We start from the raw sequence: 26,323 nt of genomic DNA on the forward strand, positions 1-26,323 counted from the left end.
ACGCCTTTTAGTATGGCCGAAATTATTTCAATTCTACAGTTGCGCCAGCTTCTTCCAACTGAGCTTTCAAAGCTTCAGCAGCATCAGCAGCTACGCCTTCTTTTACAGGTGCAGGAGCGCCGTCAACGATTGCTTTAGCTTCTTTCAAGCCAAGACCAGTTGCTTCACGAACAACTTTGATTACGTTGATTTTGGACCCGCCAGCCTCTTTCAAGATTACGTCGAAGGAATCTTTAGCAGCGCCGCCGTCAGCACCGCCAGCAGCTGCTACAGCTACAGGAGCTGCTGCAGTTACGCCAAATTCTTCTTCGATTGCTTTTACAAGATCATTAAGTTCAAGGATTGTTGCTTCTTTCAATTCAGCAACGATGTTTTCAATGTTCAATGCCATTTTAGATTTCCTCCATAAATTAGTTTAGTATGCCGGTGTCATGCAGCCGACAAGTAGTTTGCAGTAATAATTATTCCGCCGGTTTTGCGTCTGCAACAGCTTTGACAGCGTATGCAACGTTGCGAACAGGTGCTTGCAAAACGGAAAGCAACATGGAAAGCATGCCTTCGCGATTTGGAAGACTTGCGATTGCTTTAACGCCTGCAGCGTCCATAACTTCGCCTTCAACGATACCAGCTTTTACAGTGACAACGTCGCCTTCTACAGCTTTAATAAATTGCTCAATAACGCGAGCAGGTGCAACAGCATCATCTTTAGAAGTAGCCAACGCAGTTGGACCTTCTAAATGTTCAGAAAAGCCTTCAAGGTTCAATTCATTTGCAGCAATACGAGTCAATGTATTTTTGATTACTTTGTATTCAACACCTTCAGCCAACATTTTGCGACGAAGATCAGTTGCTTGCGCAACGGTCAAACCGGAGTAACCGATCAATACAGCGCCTTTTGCTTCAGAAAGAGTTTCTTTCATTTGAGCAACGATTGCTTTCTTTTGTTCAGTGACAGCCATTAGATTACCTCCTTGTAGATTTTTTGGTGCTCTATGTACTATCTTAGCGTAAAAACGACCCCATCGCACGCGATGAGGTCGTAACTAGTCCTAGGTTGTTCTAGTGTCAGCCTCAGCGGGCGGATTTTCATCCATTATACATACCAGCCGTCTACAGCTAAGAGACATATATGATTATTGCTCTTTGGAAACAGCGCTCAATTTGAACACGTTCAAAGGCACACCAGGGCCCATTGTAGCGGATAAGGTTACAGATTTAATATACTGACCTTTAGCTGCTACAGGTTTAGCCTTGATAATAGTATCAACGATTGTACGGTAGTTGTCAAGTAATTTTTCTTCATCGAACGATGCTTTACCGATGGAGCAGGAAACGATACCTGCTTTATCAGTACGATATTCGATCTTACCAGCTTTGATTTCATTTACTGCACGAGCAACGTCCGGAGTTACAGTACCAACCTTAGGGTTTGGCATCAAGCCTTTAGGACCCAAGATTTTACCGAGGCGACCAACTTGACCCATCATGTCAGGTGTTGCCACAACTACGTCAAAGTCGCTCCAACCGCCTTGAATTTTAGATACCAATTCTTCGGAACCTACGTAATCAGCGCCAGCTTCTTCAGCGGCTTTAATATTGTCGCCTTTAGCGAACACAAGAACGCGTTTAGTTTTGCCAGTACCATGAGGCAATACTACTGCACCACGAACTTGTTGATCAGCGTATTTAGGGTCGACATTCAAGTTGAAAGCGATTTCAACTGTTTCATCGAAATTTGCAGTTGCAGTTTTCTTAACGAGCTCAATTGCTTCTACCGGCTCATAAAATTTACCAGCTTCAATAAGTTTTACCGCCTCAGCGTATTTCTTACCTACTTTTGCCATTATAATATCCTCCTTATGTGGTCAAACGGGAATTCCCTCCCACCGATCAGCGCATTGCGCCAATCCTACGCTTATTAGTCAACGATTTCAATGCCCATGCTGCGAGCAGTACCTTCTACCATGCGCATACCTTGTTCTACGGTATTAGCATTCAAGTCAGGCATTTTCAATTCAGCAATTTCACGAACTTTATCGCGACCTACTTTAGCCACTTTATCGCGGTTAGGTACACCGGATCCTTTAGGGATGCCTGCAGCTTTTTTCAACAATACTGCAGCCGGTGGAGTTTTTGTAATGAAATCGAAGCTGCGATCTTCATATACATTAATCACTACCGGAATGATCAAGCCAGCTTGCTTAGCAGTACGTTCGTTGAATTCTTTTGTGAAAGCAACGATATTAACACCTGCCTGACCTAGTGCAGGACCAACTGGTGGTGCTGGAGTAGCTTTAGCGGCTTCAATTTGTAGTTTTACTTGTTTAACTAATTTCTTAGCCATGGGTAATTAAACCTCCTATGCTTATACTGTGGTGGTAACGGATGTACATCCTCCCACTGGCAACCAAAATCGATTGCGCTTTTAGAGTTATATGTATATATTAAAGAGTTTTCTCAACTTGAGAGAACTCTACCTCTACTTCGGTATCTCGATTGAACATTTCCACATTGAGCTTCAATGTTTCCTTTTCAGGGTTAATTTCTGTAATAACGCCTAGTCTATCTTCAAAGGCCCCGGATGTAATGCGTACCGTTTCACCGACTTCAATATCAATATTGACGGTCGGCTTCTTATTCAAGCCCTGAGACTTAAGTATATGTTCTACTTCGGAATCAGAAAGTGGAACTGGTTTTGTGGCGGATCCGACGAAACCCGTTACGCCCGGCGTGTTGCGCACGACATACCAGGAACGGTCGTTAACCTCCATCTCCACCAATACATACCCAGGAAAGATTTTGCGTTTTACTACTTTTTTAACCCCGTCTTTTTCATCTATTTCGTCTTCAAGAGGCACCAGAATACGACTGATAACATCCTGTAAACCCATAGACTGAACCTTAAGTTCAAGAGTGGTTTTTACTTTATTTTCGTAGCCTGAATAGGTATGAATTACATACCACTTCTTATCTGCTTCCATGTAATGGCCCCCTATCCAACAAAGTGCAACAACGTATTAAAAAGTTGGGCAAAAATCGCATCAAATACATAAATGAGCACAGCAATAAAAATGGTCACTAAGAATACCACAATTGTGTAATTGATGAGTTCTTTTTTTGTTGGCCAGACTACTTTTTTTAGTTCAGCTTTCACACCGCGGAAGAATTTTCCAAATCCACCACGCTGCTGCACTGCTGAGTTAGACTTTGCCATTGTTTCACATCCTCAAATCAACAGGTAATGAATGATAAGAATTATTTTGTTTCACGGTGTAATGTATGTTTACCGCAGAATTTGCAATATTTCATCATTTCAATACGATCAGGATTATTTTTCTTATTCTTGTTCGTTTGATAATTACGTTGTTTGCAATCTGTGCAAGCTAAAGTAATGGCATTACGCATCCGGATACACCTCGCTTTATATTTACTAATCTGTCTTTTGCACTCGAAATCGCTCGACTACATACTAAAAAACTATATCATACGTAGCAAGCGATGTCAAGAATTTAAGCAACTCAAAAAAGCCAGGCACGTGTGCCTGACATGAATAGTATAACAGACAACGGCGCCCCTTGTCTACCCAAAGAACGCCATGTCATGTTAACTTATATTTAACTTATATATGTCTATATATTATATTTACATATTTACTATTACTGCCTTGTTTATTACTGTTTCTTTGTGAAAGTTACTTTCACAATCTGCCAGAAGAAGACCAATGCCCCCAATATCATGATAGTATCGCCCACCATACGAAGCCAACGCAGATTTTGTAACAGCGGCTGCTGCATGAAGTCTTCGCTGCGAGCGAGCCACAAGCCTTGTGTAACGCTTGCCCAGCCTTGAATCAAACCGATCGGCAGTAAGCTGATAAGAACCATTAACGCAAGGCCCCAGTTCAATGCCCAGAAGCCGAATTTCATCAACTTGTCGTTAAACTCCACCTCAGGTCGAATGTAACGGGCGATGAGGAATACAAAGCCCAGGCTGAGGAACCCGTATACACCGAACAACGCCGTATGAGCATGAACGGCCGTCGTATTTAGACCTTGAATATAGAACAGTGAAACCGGCATGTTGATAAGGAAGCCGAAGATACCTGCACCCACCAGATTCCAGAAGGACACCGCAATGAAACAGTATACAGGCCATTTTAGTCGATGCATCCAAGGCGCACTGTGAAGGCGTGTATAATTTTCAAATGCTTCATACCCCAAGAGAACAAGAGGCACTACTTCCAATGCGGAGAATGATGCCCCTGTGGCCACCACAGTCGATGTAACACCGGTAAAGTAAAGATGATGGAATGTCCCCGGAATACCGCCGATGAGATAAATAGCACCGGACGAGATCGCCGCGATTGTACCGGCACGATATGATACAAGTCCGAGGGTTACAAAGATAAACGCCATTAAAGTAGTGGAGAATACTTCAAAGAAACCTTCTACCCATAGATGAATCACCCACCAGCGCCAGTATTCCATGATTGCCAAGTGGCTGTGTTCCCCGTAAAAAAGCCCAGGACCATAGAAAATACCGACCATGACAACCGAGAAGATAAACGCGGCTATGAGGTTTTTATCCCCTTTGTTTTTGAAAGCTCCGATGATGCTGCGCACCATGAGCACAAGCCAGAACAGAATACCGATATATTCAATCCATTGCCATACGCGGCCCAGCTCGATGTACTCATATCCCTGGTGGCCCAAGTAGAAGTTCAAAGCCGCCGGAATTTCATGAGCGACACCTAAGTATGTGCCCGCAAACGACCCCACTACGAGAACAACGAGTGCCCAGAATAAAATGTCCACCCCAAGTTTTTGGAATTTCGGATCCTTACCGCCGTTAATGATCGGCGCCAAGAATAAACCGGCACTCAAAAAGGACATTGCAATCCAGAACAAGGACGCCTGAATATGCCATGTACGAGCAATAGAATACGGGAAGTATTGCGCCAACGGAATACCATAAAAGGCCTGTCCCTCTACGGTGTAATGCGCAATGATACCGCCCATACCGAGCTGTAATAAAAATAATGCCAAAATCGTAAATAAATATTTTCCCAAAGACCGCTGAGACGGTGTGAGATTTAATTTGGAAATCGGATCTTCCGCAGGCGGTGTCAATTCATGATCATCCTGTTTGCGACCGAACGCCCACATCCATACAACGATACCGATACCGCAAAGTAAAATAATAACACTCACAACGGACCAGGCAATGCTTTCCGGTGTCGGATTGTGATCTAACAACGGTTCATGCGGCCAGTTGTTCGTATATGTTGCATCTGTCCCCGGACGTTGAGCGGATGCCATCCACGTAGTCCAGAAGAAAAACCGCGCCATATCGATACGGTCCTGTAATTCCGGCAACGTATTATCCTTCATCGCGAAATGATCACGCGTTTCGGATAATTTCGGGTTGTCTCCATAAAGTTCAACAAAATATTGCCCAGTTATATTCATCGCCGCAATACGTTCCGGTGAAAGCACTACGGTTCCGTCTTCGCGAACGGCGCTCTTGAAGTACTCCGTTTTAACGACTTCTTTAACAGCAGCCTGCTGAGCAGGACCTAACTGTTCATAAAGAACACCGAAGGCCTGTTGAGACTTGATGTCGAGCATAACGGACACCTCTTTGTGCAGCCAGTCAGCTGTCCAGTCAGGCGCCTGATATGCACCATGCCCCAATACGGTACCTACGGATTGACCGCCTGTAGATTGCCAAGCCGACTGACCATGCAGAATATCCTCTTTAGTAAATAAGACCTGTCCATCTCGAGAAACATACGCTGTCGGCACCGGCGGTGCTTGATGATACACATCAGTACCCAGATAACCGAGAATCGAAAATCCGATAACAAGAACAGCTACCACGGCTATCCAATACTTTTTGTATTCACCCATCACATTACCTCCTTTTCTATAAACGCACAAAAGAGGACCTATGCCCTCCTCGTATATACTATACACTAAATCTAGTGATAAAGCTGTATCCTAAGTTACAATGTATTGAAATTTTTCTCACTACAAATCATTACAAATAAATCCTACGTATCATTTCATCATAACCCGATCAATTTTCAACACAAAATGTTTAGCACATTACAGGGAATCGGACATATTATATCTATATCTATATCTATATCTATATCTATATCTATATCTATATCTATATCTATATCTATATCTATATCAGGATTATATATTTGGACATTCAATCCTGTTTTTCAATCAATGCATGAGACAAATATAAAAAGGGACCCGACGGGTCCCTTTTTAGAATCTATGATTCAGTTATCACACTCAGCGCATCACTGCGATGAGCATAAAAGGCATATTAACCTTCGATTTGTGTTACTACGCCGGCGCCTACTGTGTGGCCACCTTCGCGGATCGCGAAGCGAAGACCTTCTTCGATAGCGATTGGAGTGATCAATTCGATTTCCATTGTTACGTTATCGCCAGGCATACACATTTCTACACCTTCAGGAAGGTTTACAACACCTGTTACGTCTGTTGTACGGAAATAGAATTGTGGACGGTAGTTGGAGAAGAATGGAGTATGACGGCCACCTTCTTCTTTAGTCAAAACGTACACTTCCGCTTTGAATTTAGTGTGTGGGTTGATGGAACCCGGTTTAGCCAATACTTGACCACGTTCGATGTCTTTACGGTCAACACCGCGAAGCAATGCACCGACATTGTCACCTGCTACTGCGGAATCCAATGTTTTGCGGAACATTTCAAGACCTGTAACAACGTATTGTTCAGCTTTTTCTTTCAAGCCTACTACTTCTACAGTGTCGCCAACGTTTACTTCACCACGTTCAACACGGCCGGTTGCTACTGTACCACGACCGGTGATTGTGAAAACGTCTTCCACAGGCATCAAGAAAGGTTTATCAGTATCACGAACCGGCGTTGGGATGTAGGAATCTACAGCCGCCATCAATTCGTCGATTTTCGCTACGTATTGAGCGTCGCCTTCCAACGCTTTCAATGCGGAACCTATGATAATAGGCACTTCGTCGCCAGGGAATTCGTAGGAAGAAAGAAGTTCACGTACTTCCATTTCAACCAATTCGATCAATTCTTCGTCGTCAACCATATCGGCTTTGTTCAAGAATACTACGATTGCAGGAACGCCAACCTGACGAGCCAACAAGATGTGTTCGCGAGTTTGAGGCATAGGGCCGTCAGCTGCGGATACAACCAAGATAGCGCCGTCCATTTGAGCTGCGCCGGTGATCATGTTTTTAACATAGTCAGCATGGCCCGGGCAGTCAACGTGTGCATAGTGACGATTTTCAGTTTCATACTCAACGTGTGCAGTGTTGATTGTGATACCGCGTTCACGTTCTTCAGGAGCTTTATCGATCATGCTGTAATCCTGGAAGTCAGCTTGGCCTTTTTCAGCCAATACTTTAGTGATTGCAGCAGTCAAAGTAGTTTTACCATGGTCAACGTGACCGATTGTACCGATATTAACATGCGGTTTCGTACGTTCAAATTTTTCTTTTGCCATTTAGGATTGTATCCTCCTTCACAAAAACAAATTACATTCTAATATTAATATAATATATTAAACTAATTTAATCAACGGAATTAACATCCTTACAAGATATTATATCATAATCTATAAAGCTTGATAAACAAAAAATGCTTTCACCTGATTCACTCATCACAGGCAAAAGCATAATAAGTATTAGATTTGGACATAAAAAAATCCCCACCAGGTGAGGGTATATGGTGGCGGCACACGGATTTGAACCGCGGACACACCGGGTATGAACCGATTGCTCTAGCCAACTGAGCTATGCCGCCATATGTGGAGCTAGTGACCGGGATTGAACCGGTGACCTTATCCTTACCAAGGATACGCTCTGCCGACTGAGCTACACCAGCACAATGAACGTTCACGTCACTGTAAAAACATGGTTGCGGGGACAGGACTTGAACCTGCGACCTTCGGGTTATGAGCCCGACGAGCTACCAACTGCTCCACCCCGCTATAACTGGTGGAGGGAGAAGGATTCGAACCTTCGAAGTCGAAGACGGCAGATTTACAGTCTGCTCCCTTTGGCCGCTCGGGAATCCCTCCAAAATAAAATGGAGCTGGCGATAGGAATTGAACCCACAACCTGCTGATTACAAGTCAGCTGCTCTACCTATTGAGCTACGCCAGCATTTTCACGACAAGATGTATTCTATCATCCGTCGCACTCAGTGTCAAGATTTTTTTGATAAATTAATCTTGTTTACCAAGGTGCCTCTTTATGCTTAATCATAATATCATGAAACCATGACCTATGCAAGCATTTTATCAAAAATTATTGAAAAAGCACTTTTGTTGAAAGAACCGCTAAAATTCAACAAAAGTGCTTCTCTATCACAATTAAATATAATACAAATCAAAATCAATTCCGATCAGATTAATCGATTTCCAATACATGACTCGGATGTGTAATCGTTACGGAAGCATGTTTCGGATCATTATTATGTTCCAAATACAGTTTGTCGCCTTCAAGATGGCCTCTCCAACCGACGACAATAGGATATGTTTTACTAATAGTTTTCAATAGTTCAAAAGGTTGTAAGTTTAAAATCGGTGCGAAGAACACATTAATTCCGTCCAATAATACGACCTCCGTATCGCTGCGACTGAGGGCGCGACGAACGGCCTCCTCTGCAAGCTTCGGACGTTCATCACGAGGAACCAACAGAAATTCCTCTTCGATTAATTGTTTCGCTTCCAGATATTTCCAACCCTTTTGTTCAGACAACTCACGAATCAGCAGACTTTTACCGGACCCGGGCCCCCCGACGATAAATAGTATGCGTTCATCGTCACCTTGAATTTGTTCCCATCGTTCCTTTACATCTTGAACAGTAACCATATCCCTTGCCTCCTCGCTGTGATCGTCTCTATTTAACAGGACGATCAGATAACATAACGGATTTGATATATTGGTTTTTATCATCTAGGGCAAACTGTAAGTAAGAATTGCTTGCCGCCGGATTTTTATATTCATATACGGTAGCAGTGCCGGTATTCGTTGTAGATTCAACGATACGTGTCGGCATTCCGTAAACAAAGAGCAATAGATATTTTGTATCCCCCATCGCGATACCGCGGCGAGTAGGCGTATAAATATTGAGTAACACCCGGTTGATCAAGGAATTCTTATCAACGCTGACACCGTATTCGTTATAGCCGATAAAGGTGGAACCGAACAACATACCTTGCGTCTTCCATTCATTATTCGGATCATTGACGAAATGATCGTTCAACTGAAAACCGCGCAGTACAAAGTCATCAGCCGTCAATTTTCCCGCCTCGAAATTATATACAGGCGCTTTAGGTAATCCGAAACGAGGCCATACCTGCCCGGAAATAAAATCAACAGCCTCCACCGTATTGTTTTTGATAGTAAAAGCAATATAGTTTTTGCGATCATCTAACATGGATTTTTTTTGGCTATTATTATTTGTATTCTCTACAGAGGCGGTAAACTCCTTTTTTTGATCCCATGAATTTTCCTCATGGCCTTCATATAGGAAAATATAAGTCTCATTCTTTTGGTCACGCCACATCGCATTGGGACTGCCATAAGCAAAGACAAGTTCCATACGCGTGCTGCCCGGACCGATTTCCCGTACAGTAGCGGTGCCCTTTTTCGTACTATGAATATTAGTAATGGTATTCGGTTCAAAGAAGTAATTGGCCCCTTGTCCCCGTAACTGATTATCTACCAATCGTTCCTTTGCAGGCCCGGTATAAACGGTAACATCAAAATCCTTCATGAAATAGGTTGTGAAATTATCCCGCACGGAGGTACGTTCCACATCTTTAGGCGCTGTAAAGTGATCACCCAAACGGTATCCTTCAATCGCATAATCATCCGCCGTATCACCGAGAGCCGGTAAATTATTAGCCGTATAGGACTTACCGATATCAGCCAGGTTGTTCTTTGTCGCACTCGGCAAAGGCCCTTCATTTTCACTGGCCGCCTGCCAATACTGAATGGAATCACCGAAATCTGTAACGGCCATCTGTTCCGCAAGCCAGCCCGTTTTGGACTGTTCCGGGCTTTTCGTAGTCGCCACAGGCATAGTCTTCGTAGCAGCAGGTTCCTCCGCATATCCGATGCCGGTTGCAGATAGTCCTACCAAAAGTGTTGCCGCAATGCGACGCTTCATAGAATGGTTCATCGATTATTCTCCAACTGTGCACGCAACCACGCGAGCCATGGTTCTAGACCATCGCGAGCGGTGCAACTCACTTCAAAAATTTCCCCTGCGGGATTCAAATTTCGTATATCCTGTAAAGCCTTATCCTTTTTAAACGGTATATACGGCAGTAAATCAATTTTATTCAGTAAAATCGCTTTCGATTCTTTAAAAATCAACGGATATTTGAGGGGCTTATCCTCTCCTTCCGTAACGGATAGAACGGTGACCTTCATACTTTCACCGATATCAAATTCCGCAGGGCACACAAGATTACCTACATTTTCTATGATAATCATATCAAGGTCATCCAGATTCAAATCGCCCAATGCGTCTTGAATCATTTTCGCATCCAGATGACAACCGCCTACCGTATTAATTTGAATAACCGGTACACCCAGTGCGTGGATTCGTTCCGCATCCTTAGCGGTGAACAGATCTCCTTCAATAACGGCAAGGCGATAGTCTTTAGCAAGATCCTGTAACGTCGCCTCTAAAAGAGATGTCTTACCCGACCCCGGAGAGCCCAGCAGATTAAATACAAATATGTTCTTTTCCTTAAACAGCTGTTGTAAGGACTCTGCAATGGCATCATTTTTCGCCAGTACATCCGTTTTAACTTGAACTTGCATGGCCTTCCTTTCTCTCAATCTATATCCATAGAGGTCACCTGTAATTCACGACCGCCTACGGTTTGTACAAAATGACTGTCACAATAGGGACAGATAAATTTATAATCTTCCACGTGAAAGTGACGGTCACAATCCAAACACCTTCCTTCAATAGGAATGCTATTAATGTCAATACGAGATCCTTCTGCAGGGGTATTTTTCGTTACCGCATCCCAACAGAACAGCAATGCATCCGGCTCGACTCCACTCATAAGGCCTAGATCAAGTTGTACAGAATGAACGACTTTCGCCTCATGTTGTCGCAATGTATCAAGAGCTATATCTAGGATGCCTTCAGCAATGGACATTTCATGCATGATATGCCTCGTATACAGCCTCGAGCATCATCGTTGTCGTAACGGATCCGACACCGCCCGGCACCGGAGTGATGGCCGAAGCAATCTCCTTCACCGCATCATAATCCACATCGCCCACCGTTTTCCCGTTCAATTCATTGATGCCTACATCGATAACTACGGCTCCGGGCTTAATCATATCCGCAGTAATCATATGAGGTCGACCGGCCGCAGCAATAACGATATCACCTTGTTTTACATAATTTGCTAAATCCGGCGTCCTGGAATGGCAAATCGTAACGGTGCCGTGTGCGGCGAGGGTCATGAAAGCTACGGGCTTCCCGATAACCTGGCTGCGTCCTACAACGACCACATGTTTTCCCTCTACAGGAATACCATAGTGATCCAGAATAGCCATACACGCCTTTGCGGTACACGGTGCGAAGCCTCCCTTGCCGGCCGTTACGAGTCCGATATTATACGTAGTGAGACCGTCGATATCCTTTTTAGGGTCAAGCGCGTCGATGAGCACTTCCGTATCGATATGTTTCGGCATCGGCATCAACGGCAAAATGCCGTGAACGGTGTCATCATCATTCAGTTCCCGTAATGCCGTCACCACTTCATCATGAGAGACTGTTTCAGGTAATTCTCTCAGTACAAATCCATACCCGAAATTCTTCGCCGTTTTTTCCATAAATGTGGCATACATATGAGCACCGTGATCACTTCCCACAAGTAATACCGCCATGGTAATCACCGCATCACCAACCGCTGCGATTTTATCCTGCAATGCCTCCTTATGGGCATCGGCCACCGCCTTACCGCGTAATTCAATCATAACTATCTCCATTCCAAGGGATCTAACAAAATTACCGCTAAACTATTAGCGACTAAAATGAACTGTAATAGCATCGCCCGCTTTGACGGTAGAACCGGGGCTTTCATCCTGAGAAACCGCGGTACCCGTACCGTCCGGCTTAAATGCAAGTCCGGCCTTATGGAGCCAGTCGCGCACTTCGCCATATGTAAAGCCCCCGAAATTAGGCAATACAATAGAACCGTCACCGGACGGATTCACCGGCGGCAACGAAATGCTCGGTGCAGATGCTACTTCAGCACCATCCTTAACATAAGGACTGATCTGATAATATCGCACGAGCTGCGCCATGATGTTCTTAAATACCGGCGCCGCAATTTGCCCGCCGTAAATAGATCCTTTTTTCGGATCATCAATGGCTACGAGGACTACGAATTTAGGATCTTCTACAGGGCCGAAACCGATAAAGGAGGCGATATATTGTCCATCCAGATAACCGCCGTTTTTCGTATCCAGTTTTTCGGCTGTCCCCGTCTTACCGCCGAAATGGTACCCTTCAACCATCGCTTTCGTACCGCCCCCTTCGGAGACTTCTTTTTCCAGAATATCTACGATGGTTTTCGCCGTTTCAGTCGGAATCGGTTGACCTACGGTAGTCGGTTCCGTCGTGCTCGTCACCTCGCCCTGAGCATTGCTGTAGGACTTGATGATGTGAGGTTTCATCATGGTGCCCCCGTTGGAGATAGCCCCAAAGGCACGCACCATTTGAAGCGGCGTTACCGCTACACCTTGACCGATAGACATCGTCGCCACGTCGAGTTTACTCATATCCTGAGGATCATATAAAATGCCTTCCCCTTCTCCGGGCAATTCAATGCCGGTAGTGGAGCCGAACCCATAGTCGCGAACATATTTCGAGAGGATTTCGGCACCGGTTGTCGTACCGACTTCCGCCATCCCCGTATTGATGGAATATTTCAGGATATCCAAAAGGCGTACCTGACCATATCCTTCACCATTCCAGTTTCGAATTATATGTCCATTGGCTAAAAAGGCACCTTTATCGTTGTACACCTTATCGAGCTCCCATTTACCGGAAGCCAATGCGGCAGACGCGATAATCGGTTTAAACGTGGAACCCGGTTCATACAAGTTCGTAACGGCAATATTTTTAAAGTCTTCTTCCGTCCCCTGATTATAATGATTAGGATCATAGGTCGGACGGTTTGCCATAGCGAGAATTTCACCGGTCTTCGGATCCATAACGATAACGCTGGCGTGCTTCGCCCCTGTATCGGCCATGGCCTTATCCAAAGCTCGTTCCGCCATAAACTGAATCGTAGCATCAATCGTCAATGTTATACTTTTACCCTTATCAGGTAAAAACTTGGATAATACGGAACCGAAAATAGCGTTCCCCTTGTTATCCGTTGCAACGATTTCCTGCTGAACCCCGCCCTTCAGTTCATCGTCCAGCACCATTTCAAGGCCGTCCAGACCTTTATCATCGGTGCCGACAAAGCCGAGGATCTGAGCCGCCAGGATACCGTTCGGATAATATCGTTTGGACTCTTCTACAAAGTTGAGCCCCACAATATTGTTATCCTTAATAATCTTCGCCACCGCCTTGGAGTGCTCCGGTTCCATCATCCTGTCAAGCCAGACGAATGCGGAATCCTCCTGCAAGGCTTTCACAATATCCGATTCGGACATCATCACATGCGGCGCAATCAGTTCCGCGATTTCCTGCGGCGATTGCTTGATCATTTTCGGATCCGCATATAAGGATTTTGTCACCACGCTCATGGCCAGCGGTTTACCGTTTCGATCATAAATGGTGCCACGCGGCGATTGCAGTTTTCTATCCACCTGCACCTGCGACAAATTCTTTGCCTGCAAGTCAAAGGTATCAAAAATTTGTAATTGTGCCAGTCGGCCTACGAGCGCGAAGGCCACCCCCATGAGAATCGCCAGACAACATGTCGTTCTGTTCCAGCTGCTCATTCGTTTCAATATTTTTTCTACTATATTCATCATTTCTCCAATGGACGGCGTAGTTTATGATCCAAGGCGTTATATAAAGCATCAGATTCATTCGGAATAATACCGTTCTGCACCTGTTGCAACAGATACTGCAAGCCTTCCCCGACTCGTTTCCCCGCCAATTCAATCACCCGTTCATCATAATTCAGGTCCTTAGTATGTACAGGCATGGATAAACTCAAATCCGCCATGCATTCACCAAACGCCAACGTGCCATCCGTCGCCGCATTAGGCTTTCCGCAGCCCAATACATCGGCAGCGCACACCTTGGCCAACTGTTCCCAGGCCTCACGCATAATTCGACTATCCCTAAATTCACCGCTTCGCGCTTCTTTGCGGATCCACTTTCGTTCATCCGCATCACCGTTCTGAGCAAAATAGTGAAAGCGCATGTGATTCTTTACAATCCACGCGACACGATGCACAAAATTTTTAGAATATCCCAATCGGGTCAATATAGTCTCCGCCATCTCGGCACCTAATGTATCATGACCGCGATCTGTAAGCCTCCCGTTATGAACGGCGCGAATCGCAGGCATTCCCTTTGCCACATCATGCAGCAAGGCCCCCCAGCGGACCGTTAAATCCGGCTCCGTATGGGCAACAACGGCCAATGTATGATACCAACCGTCGAACTCGTGAAAGTCCTTTTCTTGAGGCAGATTCACCAAGTGATACAATTCAGGCAAAATCGGCACCTCTCTCGCCACGCCATTTTCCACAACGCGACACGAGCATTCCGCAAGGCGTGATTGAACGAGCACATCCAAGCCCTTCGCCACAGCAGGCTCCAACATAAGTCGGTCCAGCTCACCTCGAACCCGGTCCAGTGATAACCCCGATACACGATGAAATGCCTTCGGCATTGCATCCAGTAACTCCTTGGTCGGCAGAAAATCAAGCTTTGCCACGAAACGGCAGGCCCGAAATAGTCGTAACGCATCTTCTTCGAACCGCTCCACCGGATTGCCGATGGTACGCAATGTTTTATGCTTAATGTCTCGACGGCCTCCGACGAGATCAATGATTTCACCTTGTCGGTTCATGGCCATACCGTTCACCGTAAAATCGCGCCGTGCCACATCTTCCTCAAGGGTATCCGCATAGGAGATTTCCTCGGGTCGATGACTGTCTGTACCGTATCGCTCTTTTCTGAATGTCGCAATTTCATAATGCGCATCACCGACAGTGGCCACGACGACCCCGAAAGACTTTCCTACGAGATCTGTCGTCTGCACATCATGACTGCGCAATGTATCGATAACCGCATCGGGACGTGCAGATGTAACAATGTCTATATCATGAGGTTCACGATGTAACAATACGTCGCGAACAGCACCGCCTATGATATAAGCTTCATAGCCGGCATCTTCCAATATGGACAATATGCGTTTCGCCTGTTCCATCTGACGCCCTCCTTTCCACGCTAGTCTAACTTTTATTTTACTACAAATGGAGACATGAAAAAAGATGCAACCCTTATAAGGATTGCACCCGTTTTGTAATTGCCAGTCCCGTCGGTGTTATCGCAAGACCGCCATCGCTCGTTTCGCGCAATGCCACAGGCATAGCACGACCGATATTATTCATTGTTTCAATAACTTCATCCGGCGGAATCTGGCTTTCAATACCAGCCAAAGCCATTTCCGAAGCGGTAATAGCATGGACCGCATAGAAACCGTTACGTTTTACACACGGTACCTCTACAAGCCCCGCCACAGGGTCACAGGCAAGGCCCAATAAATTTTTCATGCACAAAGCCACCGCATCGCCCACTTGACGCGGTGTACCGCCCATCATTTCCACGATGGCACCGGCCGCCATACACGCGGCGGTACCGACTTCCGCCTGACATCCGCCAACGGCACCGGCCACACATGCACGGTTTGCCACCACATTTCCGATGCCTGATGCCGCTAAAAAGCCCTTTATCACCGCAGCCTTATCCAATTTATAGTGCTCGACTATGGCTTTCACCGCACCCGGCATTACGCCGCAGGAGCCGGCCGTAGGACACGCGACAATGCGAAACATTTTCGCATTCGCCTCGTTAACGGCAATGGCATAGGTCATCGCCTTATATGCAATCTCGCTCATAAAACGAGGCGTTTGTCCATTCAGATGTGCCGCCTGACCGCCGGACATTCCGGATGTCGTTTTTTCGGTATAAGATAATCCGGCTTGAATGGATTCTTCGAAAATATCTAAGCGGCGTTCAATTTCATTGAACACATCCGACTCTGTGCGGTCGTAATTTTCCAATTCATTGCGCAATACTACTTCACCAAAGGAGATATTATTCTCCTCCGCCAGGCGAATAATATCTGCAACTGTATCGTATGCATAACTCATAATTCGCCCTCCTATAATGCCTCAAAGGTCATAACATCCTGAATTCCGGGACACTCGCGCATAAACTGAACCGTAATGGGATTGACCACGGTATCCGTAGTAATAACCATAACCGCATCCTTATGCCTGCCCTTGCGGAATACGCGCATCGTCGCAATATTGATATCCGATTCGCTGAGCGCCTGGCTGACAAGAGAAATAGCACCGGGACGATCCTCATGAAATACGACGAGCGTAAATTCGTCCCCTGTAATGGACATGTCATTTCCATCCACTTCGGTAATCATGATTTGACCACCGCCGAGCGAACGTCCCACAACAGCCATATGCCGATTATGCTCATCATACATATCAAATTGCACCACATTCGGATGCCCCACATCAAGCGGAGACTCGATAAACTTATACTCCATGCCCGCCTGCTGCGCCATAGTATCGGCAATGCGAATATTCGCATCATCCTCCTTAAAGCCCAACAAGCCGCCCAAGAGCGCCTTATCCGTACCATGTCCCTTATACGTCTTAGCGAAGGAACCGTATAATGTGAGGTCCACCTTCTTTGGCGTAGACCTGAATATGCAGCGCGCCATCTTTCCCAGCCGCGCGGCCCCTGCCGTATGCGAACTGGACGGTCCGATCATCACGGGTCCTATAATATCAAAAATACTATTCATAATCGCCTCTACAGTAGATATACAAAACAATTTAAAACGATAATTACCATACCGATACCATTTTCATATAACCATGAATGAAAACGCCATCTATAATTCCCTGAAAACATAGGGATTAACAGGAATTATCCTCATTCATCTATAGTATAACAATGAAGTTACAGGACTGTCTATATGTACATTGACGGCATATTTGTACGTCTTCAATAGACTTTCTTTATTCTTGTGAAAGTTATCTTAGAAGGATTGTATATTGACGGGGCCCAGATTTCATTACTACATTTTAATTAAAAAGGAAGGGCTATACTTCTTTGCTCCTCGTGACCTGATGTCGCTGCATAAGTATAGCCCTTCCTTTTTATAACTGTAGATGTGAAGGTGTCCCATCAATATACTGTATCTATAAATAACTTTCACAGGAAAAAAACGCACCCCGGGAGAGAGGCCCAGGGTGCGCCATATATATATATAACAACAGTCCTAAATCATAAAAGAGAGGGGAAATAGGACTGCAGTTACCTAGATAATAGATCCGATTAGCCCAAGATAGCTTTCATATCAGCTTCCGGAGTTGTAATTGGATGCAATTGGAATTTTTCTACCAAAATGTTCAATACATTACTGGAGAAGAATTTAGGCAAGGAAGGTCCGATGTAAATGTTACGGATACCCAATGCCAACAAGGTTAACAGGATACATACCGCTTTTTGTTCGTACCAGGACAATACCAATGTTAATGGCAAGTCGTTTACGTCACATTCAAATGCACCGGCCAAGGCTACTGCTACTTGAATAGCGGAGTAGGCATCGTTACATTGACCCATATCAAGGATACGAGGGATACCGCCGATTTCGCCGATATTCATGTCGTTGAAACGGAATTTGCCGCAAGCCAATGTCAATACAACAGTATCATCAGGAGTCTGTTTTACGAATTCAGTGTAGTAGTTACGGCCTACTTTAGCACCGTCACAACCACCTACCAAGAAGAAGTGTTTAATAGCACCGGCTTTTACAGCATCGATTACTTTATCAGCAATACCTAATACTGTGCCATGACCGAAACCTGTAGTCACTTCATGACCGCCGTTAATGCCTGTGAAATGTTGAGCTTCCTTGTAGCCGCCCAATTCGATAGCACGGTTGATAACTGCACTGAAATCTTTAGTGCCGTCTTCTTTTTCTTCGATATGTGCACAACCGTCGAAACCTACCATATCTGTAGTGAAGATATTTGCTTTGTAGTTTTCTTTAGGCGGCATAATGCAGTTTGTAGTGAACAGGAATGCGCCAGGAACATCAACGAATTCTTTTTGTTGGTTTTGCCATGCGGTACCGAAGTTACCTTTCAATTGAGGATGTTTCTTCAATTCAGGGTACGCGTGGCAAGGCAACATTTCACCGTGAGTATAGATATTTACGCCTTTACCGTCAGTTTGTTCCAATAATTGTTTCAAATCATGAAGGTCATGACCGGTTACAACGATGAAAGGACCAGGTTCTACAGTCAAAGGAACTGTAGTCGGTACAGGTGTACCATATGTTTCAGTATTAGCTTTATCAAGAACAGCCATACATTTCAAGTTGATATGACCGAATTCCATCAAAAGATCAAGCCATTCTTCAGCGCTGTGATCTTTAGCGAATTCTACCATGCCTTTAACGAACCAAGCGTCAACATCAGCATCGTGGAAACCGAGGCGAGCAGCATGCCATGCGTATGCAGCCATACCACGCATACCTAACAATAATGTGGAGCGAAGGGATACGATGTCTTCTTCACCTTTCCACAATTGTTCCCAATCGAAATTTTGTTGAACGCTGTCCACTTTTGCGTGGTAAGCATTCACTTCGTCAATGAATTCTTGAACGCGGTCTTCAGAGAAGTTTACGTTTGTTACACACATGAACAAACCGCGCATAATATAATCGATACCTTCTTTAGTGTGACCTTTTACGTCTAACGCACGAGCCAATCCCACCAAAGCTGCAGTTAATTCGTCTTGTTTGTTTGCAACCGGTGCAGTTTTACCACATACACCTTGTACTGTACAGCCACCTGGTGCTGCTGATTGTTCACATTGATAACAGAACATACTCATTGAAAATCCTCCTTTGCGAGACTTTCTCGCAGTCAAGCTTAAAATCTATAAAACCTGTACGATACACCGATAATTATCGGATATCCGATTGATTACATTGCAAAGTATATCCTAAAGGTGATACAATTTCTGTAGCTTGAGCAACAAATAAAAACTTTTTTGAAAAATTTACCTGACTCCCCTTACGGAACAGGTCGGACATCAATCCCTATATTATAATTATACAGAACCTATTTAAGATTACATATACGTTTTATCACACAGGAGGCGCTTATGAAACAAATACTTTCAAATGATATTATCAACCAATATATGCCTATCCTCACACAATGTCCCCTCTTCAACAACTTAGGGGAAACGGAATTGCGCAGCTACTTGAACAACGCAAAGGTTATCGTACACAGCTACAAGAAAAATGAATTCGTCGCCCTCTCCGGCGATCCGATGGAGGGTATCGGCGTTATCCTCGAAGGCAGTACACTCTTAACACGGGAAAACGTGATGGGGCAACGCGTTATCATGGCGAACCTCGACGAATCCGCCATCTTCGGCGAGGCGCTGTTATTCAGCAAACATCCGCTCTGGCCTGCTACGATCAAGGCCGTGAAAGCAACAAAAATCATGTTTATTCCGTTGGAAACATTCATCGAAACCTTGCCGGACTGTCACCAGTGTCAGACGAAAATCCTGTCAAACCTGTTGCAGGACTTATCTGAAAAAGCAATCCTTCTCACAAGAAAGGTTCACTATCTCACATTAAAGGGAATGCGAGAAAAAATATTCGCATATTTCACAGATCTGTATAACCGTCAGCAGTCCACGACAATCCACCTGCCTCATAATCGCGAACAGATGGCGGAGGTTCTCAACGTATCCCGCACCGCCCTCAGCCGTGAACTGGGCCGTCTGCGTAACGAGGGTATCATAGACATTGCAGGCCGCAATGTAACATTAAAAGACATAGATGAAATCGAAGAGTTCGGGTTTAACGGACTATAATCGATAAAGCCTCACCCGTCATATCGACAGGGTGAGGCTTTTCTTTACAATCCGAAATCTATCAGAACCAATGAGACAAATCAAATTCTTCACCGATGGTTGCTTTCACATGGGCGCGTCCCAAATAAAGACCTAATAAAGTCAAGCTGATGGACGACATCGGAGTATTGTCAAATACATCCGCCAAGTCGAGAAGTACCGGTGAAATATCATCCATGATATCGCGCGCTTCCTGCCCTGAAAATGCGGTAGGCTTACTCTTCATAAGAGCGATCAGATCGCGCTGTACCATGAAGTTAGAAATACGCGTTTCTCTAAAGAATCGCGGTGCCATCGCTTCATCAACGAGGGCCAGTTTATACAGATTGGAATTCAAGCTGCGCACCACATAACGCGGATCAACACCATGCCCGTCCGTAGCTCGGAACAATTCCTCCTTGGTAAAACCGCGATAGTTGAATACAAACGGATACGAGTTCGACAACACCTGCGCCAATGTAATCGGTTCCCGTTCCTCCTGCGTACAGCGGAGATACTCTAGCTGACGATAAAACGACGGATTCTGAGGCAAATCGGAAATAAACGGCTCAATATATTTTTCCACATAATGCTGAAAGTGAATGAGACCATAGTTATTTGAATTACGAGAATACTGTAACAGCAATGTTAAGGCCATCACCTGAAAGTGCCCCAATGTCATATGCGGTAACACGCGCAACGCATCAAAGGCCACTAAATAAGGTGTGCTGGACTTCGGCGACTGTACCACATCGAGGAACGCCCCCAATGCAGCGGATTTCATCCACTCCGTCGTCGTGCCCGCATAGGCTTTCTGCATACTCATCAACGCCTCTTGGATAACGATATTATCCAATAATACATTGACCTCTGCCACAGTTGTGACATTAAGCGCCGCCAATGCATCCCGTGTGATCGATTCAACATACTGATGCGTATCACCGGACAAAACACCAAAGGCATGAGTGAAAGGAGCCATCGCCATTTCAAGATATTTATCTTCATAATCTATTTGCGGTACAGCATGAGAGGATGACTCTTCATGTAACCGTTCAGTCGCAGCCAGCTGCTCGTTGATTTCCGCAGCATCAAAGAGGCGTGTTTCTTCTAAGGCGGATAGCGCTTGAGGTGCCGCCTGCTCCTGATCATTCCGCTTTTCCTTTATAACGCCGCCGATCATCTGTGTGGCGTCAATGGCTTCCTCTTTATCCGCCGCAAGGGCTTCCAGGGATTCACCCATGGCAATCGTATCCTCAACACCTTCAGATTGCTGACGCATTTCATCCGTAACAGCATCAAGAATAATTGTATCTGATGTAGCTTGCAAATTCGGTGCAATCGACTGTTCCGGGGAATCGGCTACATCCTGTGTATCAGGTACATCTGATGTAGTCGATGTATCCTCACGCTCCGGATCGCCCAGTTTTAATGATGTTTTATAAGCGACATACTCATCAGGTATCAAATCGCTTTCACGAGAATCCACAAGGGCAAGAGCATATTCATTTTGAGGTTGTGTATCCTGAGCCGACGCCTCTTGATTATCGTCTACATTAAAAGTTTGATTTTGAGGTGACGGAACGCGATAATACTCATCTTGATATTCATCCGCATTATAACTGTCGCTATGAAACGGCGTATCCGGCAAAGACTCATGTTGATACACATCTACACCCGAACCATTATTTTGAATCGGAATATCATACTGAGGTTCACGCTGATAAGGATCGGCACCAGGTTCTTTATTTAAAAATGGTATTTCCGGATACGCTTTACTGCTATGACCCGTATCCGTATTATGCCGCGTATGACGAACACGTGTGTCACGTTTCGTATCACGTGTTTGACTTTTACCATCACCACGATTAAATACGGCGTAACAAACCGCAAAAAAGCCCAATGCCACAATGGTCAAAACAAAATAAGGTACTACGCTTGACATAACTCTCCCCCTACATCAACGCTTCATTATATACAGCACGTCCGCCCCCAATGCTCTTAGGACGAACACGACACGCGGTCACATGAGCGGAACCGATCTCCTTAATACTGAGACGCACCGGCACCGTCACATGTTTCATATGCATACCGATAAAAGTATCGCCGATATCTATACCGGCATCGGCTTTAATAAACTCGACCACCACAGGATTTGTGAACTGTTCATAGGCCCTCACCGCCATAGCGCCGCCGGCATGCAGCTGAGGAACCACATTCACCTCTTCCTCCCATGTAACGGCTCCACGCTCCATCACCAAAGCGCGATTAATATGCTCACAACATTGAACCGCTAAATTAAGCCCACGAGCCTTAACGGCATCATATATTTCATCAAATACGACATGAGCCACATCAACGTGGGAATCAGTGCCTATTTTTTTACCCATGATTTCACTGGTAGAGCAACCGACAACAAATAATTGTCCTGCATGAATCTTTGCTAAATCTAATAACTCAGTCATCGCCACACGAACAGACTGACGTATATCTTCTAAGGAACTCATATCATCGCCTCACTCGATAATGAATATATAAAATCTATAATGTATGTTATCACAAAATCGATAGATTCGATAGACTATACTCTACACATATGAGGTGAACATCGCATGATAATACCGTATAAATCGCGAAAATATCGCCCTATATCACCGGATACATTTAAAGATAACAAAAAAGAGGCTCGCTAAAGCAAGCCTCTTTCAATCGCTCAATGGCGACGATTAGATTTTTCTGTAAGGTTTTTGACCTAATTCGTAGAAGTTATTACCTTCAGTATCACCAACTACGATGCAAGGGAAGTCTTCAACAGTCAATTCAGCCAAAGCTTCTGGGCCAAGTTCACCATAAGCAAGTACTTCGTATTTTTTGATGGATTTTGCAATCAATGCTGCAGCGCCACCTACTGCCGCGAAGTATGTGCAACCATTTTTCTTCATGGATTCAACTACTTCTGGTTTACGGGAACCTTTACCGATCATGCCTTTGATACCTTGATCAAGCATTGTCGGTGTGTAAGCATCCATACGGCCGGAAGTTGTAGGACCAGCGGAACCGATTGGATCACCAGGTTTTGCAGGTGTTGGTCCAAGATAATAAACGAATTTATTTGTCCAGTCGATTGGCAATTTTTCACCACGCGCTAAAGCTTCAGTCATAACTTTATGAGCAGCGTCACGAGCGGAGTAAATTTTACCGGTGATAAGAACGCTATCACCAACTTTTAATTTGCGGGAAAACTCTTCATTATATTCTTCAGTATTAATGCGAATTGATTCAGCCATTGTTTTTACCTCCTATCGATTAAAGTACTACGTGAGCATGACGAGCAGCATGGCACATGATAGTAACTGCAACAGGAAGACCTGCGATATGAGTTGCGCCCCATTCGATGTTTACACCGATACAAGTTGTAGTGCCGCCCAATTGTGGTCCGATACCGGTCTTGTTAACCATTTCCATGATTTCTTTTTCCAATTTTGCATAGTCTGCATCTTTATGAGGTACGCTAATGTCACGAAGCAATGCTTTTTTGGACATAACAGCTGCCTGGTCCATAGTACCGCCAATACCTATACCGAGTACGATTGGAGGACATGGGTTAGGACCTGCATGTTTTACGATTTCAAGAACTGCGTTTTTAACGCCTTCCACGCCATCAGCAGGTACGAGCATAGCTACATCGGATTTATTTTCAGAACCGAAACCTTTTAATTCTACTTGAATATCTACTTTATCGCCAGGAACGATTTCAGTATAAATGATAGCAGGTGTGTTATTTTGTGTATTTTTACGGTTGAATAACGGTTCAGCTACAACGGATTTACGAAGGTAACCTTCAACATAACCGGCAGCAACACCAGCATTGATAGCTTCTGTAAGATCTCCGCCAACAAAATGTACGTCTTGACCTACTTTTAAGAATACCATTGTCATACCGGTATCTTGGCAGTAAGGACGATCTTCAGCATCGGCAATTTCTGCATTTTTGATGATTTGATCGAGAACGATACAACCTACCGGAGACTCTTCCGTTTCACGGCCTTTTTTCAAACCTTCATAGATGTCTTTTGGCAAGTGGTAAGCTGCGTCCATACACATTTGACGGACTGTTTTTGTGATTTCAGATACTTGAATCTCGCGCAAGATAATCCCTCCTCAGGAAAATAGTTGAATATTAATTCTAATACAGATGAGATGAATTACATTCCTCAAGCATATGAGAGAATATCCATCTCAAACCGATGAGATTAACTCTATACATAAATCGTAGCACACAATATAGGGGGATTCAACGCCCTACCTATACAGTTTTCTCAATGCTTTTTAATTTTTTGAGAATTATTTTCATGCATAATTCTACAGATATTATAGCCCTCCTACGAGTATGTTTTCATGATTCATTCTATAATCATTCTATTTTATAGGTGTGATAAAAGTCATACATATACAGCAGTCTTCCCGCTCTATAGAATGCTTTATATAAAATTTTCAAAACCTATACAATATCTTCCGAAAACCTTGTGAAAGCAGTCTATATCTAATAAGATAAATACAGTAATTATATTAATTGATATTATCTTTCAACAACTTTGATTAAACTTTTTAATCTTGCATATCTATACCGATTATCTTCAATATAGATATATTGCTAACTCTTACCTATATTCTTATTACAAAACACCGACAATCCCAGTAAATAACTGTATATTCTTTTCTTATCAAGTTTTATAAAAATTACTGACTAACTCATCACTTTTTGTTATGAGCTATATAATTCATAATGTTATGTCTTTTAGTCATACCATTCAACACGAATTTTGGCGACTTTAGCCGAAAAAAATGCTTGCTTTTATAATAAAACTAACATATAATAACAAACGTACCATTCCTCGATAGCTCAGTCGGTAGAGCAATCGGCTGTTAACCGATCGGTCGTAGGTTCGAGTCCTACTCGGGGAGCCACTTTTGGCCCGTTGGTCAAGCGGTTAAGACACCGCCCTTTCACGGCGGTATCCCGGGTTCGATTCCCGGACGGGTCACCACATGGACGATTAGCTCAGCTGGGAGAGCGCCTGCCTTACAAGCAGGATGTCGGCAGTTCGATCCTGTCATCGTCCACCAGCTAAAGAAGCAAGCTCAAGGCTTGCTTCTTTTTTGTTACACTATGATATAATAGTTATTAATATTAACCTTTCCTTTTATTTAAATTCGTGGAGGAATCATGACATATAGATTTAAAAGCTTTATTCGTCCATTACTCATTCTAAGCGCTGTGGCAGTTATTTCAGCTGCGAGCATTGCCCACGCGGCGACAATCCAATCGGAAACATCGGTTCAAACAAGAGAACAACACCCCATACTGTCCGCATCGACTCAAAAAGCTTCTATAGCGCCATATGATGCGAATGTGATAAACCAAATACCAACTGCCGCCGGTAATGCCGGTGCACAGGACAAAGCGACTATCAACGATTCCACAGCAAATTATGACGGTCAACTAAAAAATTTCCCGAGCCGAAAGGTAACCATCGTTGTTCCCGCCACATTAAAAAATGAAAAAACCGCTCAATTCGGTCAATATATGACGGAACGCGTATCAAGCCTATTAAAATATCCATATTATGATACGACCATCGTCAGCACAAACACGCCGACTGCCAATATTTCGGCTACCGATTTAACTCAAATTGCGGCGGCGCAAAATTCAGATATCGTAATCATGCCGGTTCCGATTCAGGATACATATGTCCAGTTAAACTCCATCAATAGAATTCCCCCAGCCGATAATGATGAAATCTACATCACTGCAAAGGTAAGCGGACTCTTATACTACTATGATACAAATGACAAAATAGTCCATACGGTACGCAGCGGTTTCAATCAGACAGACGACACATTGACTATGCCAACGCATAAAATGATTTGGAACAAGGTCGTATCCATGTTACTCGATCAATTGCCATACAAGCGAATCCCGACGGACCAAGACCGTTATCAGGCTCCCGGCGTCAATGCGGAATCACCGGTAGTGCTGGACTTTCAAGTTGAACAACCTAAAAATACGGCATATTCCCTCAAAGGGGTCAGCGTATTATAAAATCGCATAATAC

Annotated in this window: 25 protein-coding genes and 8 tRNA genes; 5 read left to right on the plus strand and 28 right to left on the minus strand. The window is 44.4% G+C overall.

Annotated elements, in window-relative coordinates; translation table 11 throughout:
• Positions 1–22 precede the first annotated feature (22 nt).
• The 24 genes from rplL to hcp form a co-directional block, all read right to left on the minus strand.
• Complete coding sequence (gene rplL / locus CKV62_RS07865; RefSeq protein ID WP_038116191.1) at positions 23–391, minus strand: 50S ribosomal protein L7/L12; 369 nt, start codon at positions 389–391, stop codon at positions 23–25.
• 70 nt (positions 392–461) lie between these two features.
• The gene (gene rplJ, locus CKV62_RS07870) at positions 462–959 is read right to left on the minus strand and encodes a 50S ribosomal protein L10 (protein ID WP_054674852.1); all 498 of its coding nucleotides are present in this window, start codon (positions 957–959) and stop codon (positions 462–464) included.
• 174 nt (positions 960–1,133) lie between these two features.
• Positions 1,134–1,844: a 50S ribosomal protein L1 gene (gene rplA, locus CKV62_RS07875; RefSeq protein ID WP_095066427.1), complete on the minus strand. Its 711-nt coding sequence runs from the start codon at positions 1,842–1,844 to the stop codon at positions 1,134–1,136.
• Between the two features lie 74 nt (positions 1,845–1,918).
• Positions 1,919–2,344 (minus strand): 50S ribosomal protein L11, encoded by a 426-nt coding sequence (rplK, locus tag CKV62_RS07880; RefSeq protein WP_004693535.1) that lies wholly within the window; start codon positions 2,342–2,344, stop codon positions 1,919–1,921.
• Positions 2,345–2,444: 100 nt separating this feature from the next.
• The gene (gene nusG, locus CKV62_RS07885) at positions 2,445–2,981 is read right to left on the minus strand and encodes a transcription termination/antitermination protein NusG (protein ID WP_038116184.1); all 537 of its coding nucleotides are present in this window, start codon (positions 2,979–2,981) and stop codon (positions 2,445–2,447) included.
• 11 nt (positions 2,982–2,992) lie between these two features.
• The gene (gene secE, locus CKV62_RS07890) at positions 2,993–3,214 is read right to left on the minus strand and encodes a preprotein translocase subunit SecE (protein ID WP_038116182.1); all 222 of its coding nucleotides are present in this window, start codon (positions 3,212–3,214) and stop codon (positions 2,993–2,995) included.
• Positions 3,215–3,255: 41 nt separating this feature from the next.
• Entirely contained in the window at positions 3,256–3,405 is a 150-nt protein-coding gene (gene rpmG / locus CKV62_RS07895; protein ID WP_004693530.1) for a 50S ribosomal protein L33, read from the minus strand.
• A 266-nt stretch (positions 3,406–3,671) separates the two neighbouring features.
• Positions 3,672–5,909, minus strand: coding sequence for a nitric-oxide reductase large subunit (locus CKV62_RS07900; protein WP_095066428.1), 2,238 nt, complete (start codon positions 5,907–5,909; stop codon positions 3,672–3,674).
• A 433-nt stretch (positions 5,910–6,342) separates the two neighbouring features.
• On the minus strand, positions 6,343–7,530 hold the full coding sequence (tuf, locus tag CKV62_RS07905; RefSeq protein WP_095066429.1) for an elongation factor Tu: 1,188 nt from the start codon (positions 7,528–7,530) through the stop codon (positions 6,343–6,345).
• 222 nt (positions 7,531–7,752) lie between these two features.
• Positions 7,753–7,829: transfer RNA gene (locus CKV62_RS07910), tRNA-Met, on the minus strand.
• A 5-nt stretch (positions 7,830–7,834) separates the two neighbouring features.
• Positions 7,835–7,910, minus strand: a tRNA-Thr gene (locus CKV62_RS07915).
• 30 nt (positions 7,911–7,940) lie between these two features.
• Positions 7,941–8,016: transfer RNA gene (locus CKV62_RS07920), tRNA-Met, on the minus strand.
• 5 nt (positions 8,017–8,021) lie between these two features.
• A tRNA-Tyr gene (locus CKV62_RS07925) sits at positions 8,022–8,106 on the minus strand.
• Between the two features lie 9 nt (positions 8,107–8,115).
• Positions 8,116–8,191, minus strand: a tRNA-Thr gene (locus CKV62_RS07930).
• Between the two features lie 246 nt (positions 8,192–8,437).
• Entirely contained in the window at positions 8,438–8,902 is a 465-nt protein-coding gene (brxF, locus tag CKV62_RS07935; protein WP_095066430.1) for a BREX-3 system P-loop-containing protein BrxF, read from the minus strand.
• A gap of 28 nt (positions 8,903–8,930) precedes the next feature.
• Positions 8,931–10,217 (minus strand): hypothetical protein, encoded by a 1,287-nt coding sequence (locus tag CKV62_RS07940; protein ID WP_095066431.1) that lies wholly within the window; start codon positions 10,215–10,217, stop codon positions 8,931–8,933.
• On the minus strand, positions 10,214–10,867 hold the full coding sequence (gene hypB / locus CKV62_RS07945; protein WP_095066432.1) for a hydrogenase nickel incorporation protein HypB: 654 nt from the start codon (positions 10,865–10,867) through the stop codon (positions 10,214–10,216). The genes CKV62_RS07940 and hypB overlap by 4 nt, the downstream gene beginning before the upstream one ends.
• A gap of 14 nt (positions 10,868–10,881) precedes the next feature.
• Complete coding sequence (gene hypA / locus CKV62_RS07950; protein WP_095066433.1) at positions 10,882–11,223, minus strand: hydrogenase maturation nickel metallochaperone HypA; 342 nt, start codon at positions 11,221–11,223, stop codon at positions 10,882–10,884.
• A complete protein-coding gene (locus tag CKV62_RS07955) occupies positions 11,216–12,043 on the minus strand; it encodes a bifunctional 5,10-methylenetetrahydrofolate dehydrogenase/5,10-methenyltetrahydrofolate cyclohydrolase (RefSeq protein ID WP_095066434.1) in 828 nt (275 codons plus the stop codon). Before CKV62_RS07955 ends, hypA begins: the two co-directional genes overlap by 8 nt.
• A 45-nt stretch (positions 12,044–12,088) precedes the next feature.
• Positions 12,089–14,056, minus strand: coding sequence for a penicillin-binding transpeptidase domain-containing protein (locus CKV62_RS07960; RefSeq protein WP_095066435.1), 1,968 nt, complete (start codon positions 14,054–14,056; stop codon positions 12,089–12,091).
• On the minus strand, positions 14,056–15,471 hold the full coding sequence (locus tag CKV62_RS07965; protein ID WP_095066436.1) for a CCA tRNA nucleotidyltransferase: 1,416 nt from the start codon (positions 15,469–15,471) through the stop codon (positions 14,056–14,058). The genes CKV62_RS07960 and CKV62_RS07965 overlap by 1 nt, the downstream gene beginning before the upstream one ends.
• Positions 15,472–15,544: 73 nt before the next feature.
• A complete protein-coding gene (sdaAA, locus tag CKV62_RS07970; protein ID WP_095066437.1) occupies positions 15,545–16,417 on the minus strand; it encodes an L-serine ammonia-lyase, iron-sulfur-dependent, subunit alpha in 873 nt (290 codons plus the stop codon).
• Positions 16,418–16,428: 11 nt separating this feature from the next.
• Positions 16,429–17,091, minus strand: coding sequence for an L-serine ammonia-lyase, iron-sulfur-dependent subunit beta (gene sdaAB / locus CKV62_RS07975; protein ID WP_095066438.1), 663 nt, complete (start codon positions 17,089–17,091; stop codon positions 16,429–16,431).
• A 536-nt stretch (positions 17,092–17,627) separates the two neighbouring features.
• Positions 17,628–19,193 (minus strand): hydroxylamine reductase, encoded by a 1,566-nt coding sequence (gene hcp, locus CKV62_RS07980; protein WP_095066439.1) that lies wholly within the window; start codon positions 19,191–19,193, stop codon positions 17,628–17,630.
• A gap of 273 nt (positions 19,194–19,466) precedes the next feature.
• Between hcp and CKV62_RS07985 the strand changes: the two genes are divergently transcribed.
• Positions 19,467–20,192: a Crp/Fnr family transcriptional regulator gene (locus tag CKV62_RS07985; protein WP_095066440.1), complete on the plus strand. Its 726-nt coding sequence runs from the start codon at positions 19,467–19,469 to the stop codon at positions 20,190–20,192.
• A gap of 61 nt (positions 20,193–20,253) precedes the next feature.
• On the opposite strand, the gene CKV62_RS07990 is transcribed toward CKV62_RS07985, so the two are convergent.
• The 4 genes from CKV62_RS07990 to CKV62_RS08005 form a co-directional block, all read right to left on the minus strand.
• Positions 20,254–22,152 carry an LPO_1073/Vpar_1526 family protein gene (locus CKV62_RS07990; RefSeq protein WP_095066441.1) on the minus strand — a complete coding sequence of 633 codons (1,899 nt, stop codon included), beginning with the start codon at positions 22,150–22,152 and terminating at the stop codon, positions 20,254–20,256.
• A 10-nt stretch (positions 22,153–22,162) separates the two neighbouring features.
• Positions 22,163–22,714: a TIGR01440 family protein gene (locus tag CKV62_RS07995; protein WP_095066442.1), complete on the minus strand. Its 552-nt coding sequence runs from the start codon at positions 22,712–22,714 to the stop codon at positions 22,163–22,165.
• 219 nt (positions 22,715–22,933) lie between these two features.
• Positions 22,934–23,494 carry a Fe-S-containing hydro-lyase gene (locus tag CKV62_RS08000; RefSeq protein ID WP_004695073.1) on the minus strand — a complete coding sequence of 187 codons (561 nt, stop codon included), beginning with the start codon at positions 23,492–23,494 and terminating at the stop codon, positions 22,934–22,936.
• 19 nt (positions 23,495–23,513) lie between these two features.
• Complete coding sequence (locus CKV62_RS08005; RefSeq protein WP_095066443.1) at positions 23,514–24,356, minus strand: fumarate hydratase; 843 nt, start codon at positions 24,354–24,356, stop codon at positions 23,514–23,516.
• A 743-nt stretch (positions 24,357–25,099) separates the two neighbouring features.
• Between CKV62_RS08005 and CKV62_RS08010 the strand changes: the two genes are divergently transcribed.
• From CKV62_RS08010 to CKV62_RS08025, 4 genes are all read left to right on the plus strand, one after another.
• A tRNA-Asn gene (locus tag CKV62_RS08010) sits at positions 25,100–25,175 on the plus strand.
• A gap of 5 nt (positions 25,176–25,180) precedes the next feature.
• Positions 25,181–25,255 (plus strand) — tRNA-Glu (locus CKV62_RS08015).
• Between the two features lie 3 nt (positions 25,256–25,258).
• A tRNA-Val gene (locus CKV62_RS08020) sits at positions 25,259–25,334 on the plus strand.
• A 100-nt stretch (positions 25,335–25,434) separates the two neighbouring features.
• The gene (locus tag CKV62_RS08025; RefSeq protein WP_095066444.1) at positions 25,435–26,310 is read left to right on the plus strand and encodes a hypothetical protein; all 876 of its coding nucleotides are present in this window, start codon (positions 25,435–25,437) and stop codon (positions 26,308–26,310) included.
• The last annotated feature ends 13 nt before the right edge of the window (positions 26,311–26,323 follow it).

Source organism: Veillonella rodentium, assembly GCF_900187285.1.
Classification (GTDB): Bacteria; Bacillota; Negativicutes; order Veillonellales; family Veillonellaceae; genus Veillonella; species Veillonella rodentium.

Bases quoted from the DNA above. Each gene is read 5' to 3' on its own strand.
- rplL (WP_038116191.1), bottom strand. From the start codon at position 391: ATGGCATTGAACATTGAAAACATCGTTGCTGAATTGAAAGAAGCAACA.
- rplJ (WP_054674852.1), bottom strand. From the start codon at position 959: ATGGCTGTCACTGAACAAAAGAAAGCAATCGTTGCTCAAATGAAAGAA.
- rplA (WP_095066427.1), bottom strand. From the start codon at position 1,844: ATGGCAAAAGTAGGTAAGAAATACGCTGAGGCGGTAAAACTTATTGAA.
- rplK (WP_004693535.1), bottom strand. From the start codon at position 2,344: ATGGCTAAGAAATTAGTTAAACAAGTAAAACTACAAATTGAAGCCGCT.
- nusG (WP_038116184.1), bottom strand. From the start codon at position 2,981: ATGGAAGCAGATAAGAAGTGGTATGTAATTCATACCTATTCAGGCTAC.
- secE (WP_038116182.1), bottom strand. From the start codon at position 3,214: ATGGCAAAGTCTAACTCAGCAGTGCAGCAGCGTGGTGGATTTGGAAAA.
- rpmG (WP_004693530.1), bottom strand. From the start codon at position 3,405: ATGCGTAATGCCATTACTTTAGCTTGCACAGATTGCAAACAACGTAAT.
- CKV62_RS07900 (WP_095066428.1), bottom strand. From the start codon at position 5,909: ATGGGTGAATACAAAAAGTATTGGATAGCCGTGGTAGCTGTTCTTGTT.
- tuf (WP_095066429.1), bottom strand. From the start codon at position 7,530: ATGGCAAAAGAAAAATTTGAACGTACGAAACCGCATGTTAATATCGGT.
- brxF (WP_095066430.1), bottom strand. From the start codon at position 8,902: ATGGTTACTGTTCAAGATGTAAAGGAACGATGGGAACAAATTCAAGGT.
- CKV62_RS07940 (WP_095066431.1), bottom strand. From the start codon at position 10,217: ATGAACCATTCTATGAAGCGTCGCATTGCGGCAACACTTTTGGTAGGA.
- hypB (WP_095066432.1), bottom strand. From the start codon at position 10,867: ATGCAAGTTCAAGTTAAAACGGATGTACTGGCGAAAAATGATGCCATT.
- hypA (WP_095066433.1), bottom strand. From the start codon at position 11,223: ATGCATGAAATGTCCATTGCTGAAGGCATCCTAGATATAGCTCTTGAT.
- CKV62_RS07955 (WP_095066434.1), bottom strand. From the start codon at position 12,043: ATGATTGAATTACGCGGTAAGGCGGTGGCCGATGCCCATAAGGAGGCA.
- CKV62_RS07960 (WP_095066435.1), bottom strand. From the start codon at position 14,056: ATGAATATAGTAGAAAAAATATTGAAACGAATGAGCAGCTGGAACAGA.
- CKV62_RS07965 (WP_095066436.1), bottom strand. From the start codon at position 15,471: ATGGAACAGGCGAAACGCATATTGTCCATATTGGAAGATGCCGGCTAT.
- sdaAA (WP_095066437.1), bottom strand. From the start codon at position 16,417: ATGAGTTATGCATACGATACAGTTGCAGATATTATTCGCCTGGCGGAG.
- sdaAB (WP_095066438.1), bottom strand. From the start codon at position 17,091: ATGAATAGTATTTTTGATATTATAGGACCCGTGATGATCGGACCGTCC.
- hcp (WP_095066439.1), bottom strand. From the start codon at position 19,193: ATGAGTATGTTCTGTTATCAATGTGAACAATCAGCAGCACCAGGTGGC.
- CKV62_RS07985 (WP_095066440.1), top strand. From the start codon at position 19,467: ATGAAACAAATACTTTCAAATGATATTATCAACCAATATATGCCTATC.
- CKV62_RS07990 (WP_095066441.1), bottom strand. From the start codon at position 22,152: ATGTCAAGCGTAGTACCTTATTTTGTTTTGACCATTGTGGCATTGGGC.
- CKV62_RS07995 (WP_095066442.1), bottom strand. From the start codon at position 22,714: ATGAGTTCCTTAGAAGATATACGTCAGTCTGTTCGTGTGGCGATGACT.
- CKV62_RS08000 (WP_004695073.1), bottom strand. From the start codon at position 23,494: ATGGCTGAATCAATTCGCATTAATACTGAAGAATATAATGAAGAGTTT.
- CKV62_RS08025 (WP_095066444.1), top strand. From the start codon at position 25,435: ATGACATATAGATTTAAAAGCTTTATTCGTCCATTACTCATTCTAAGC.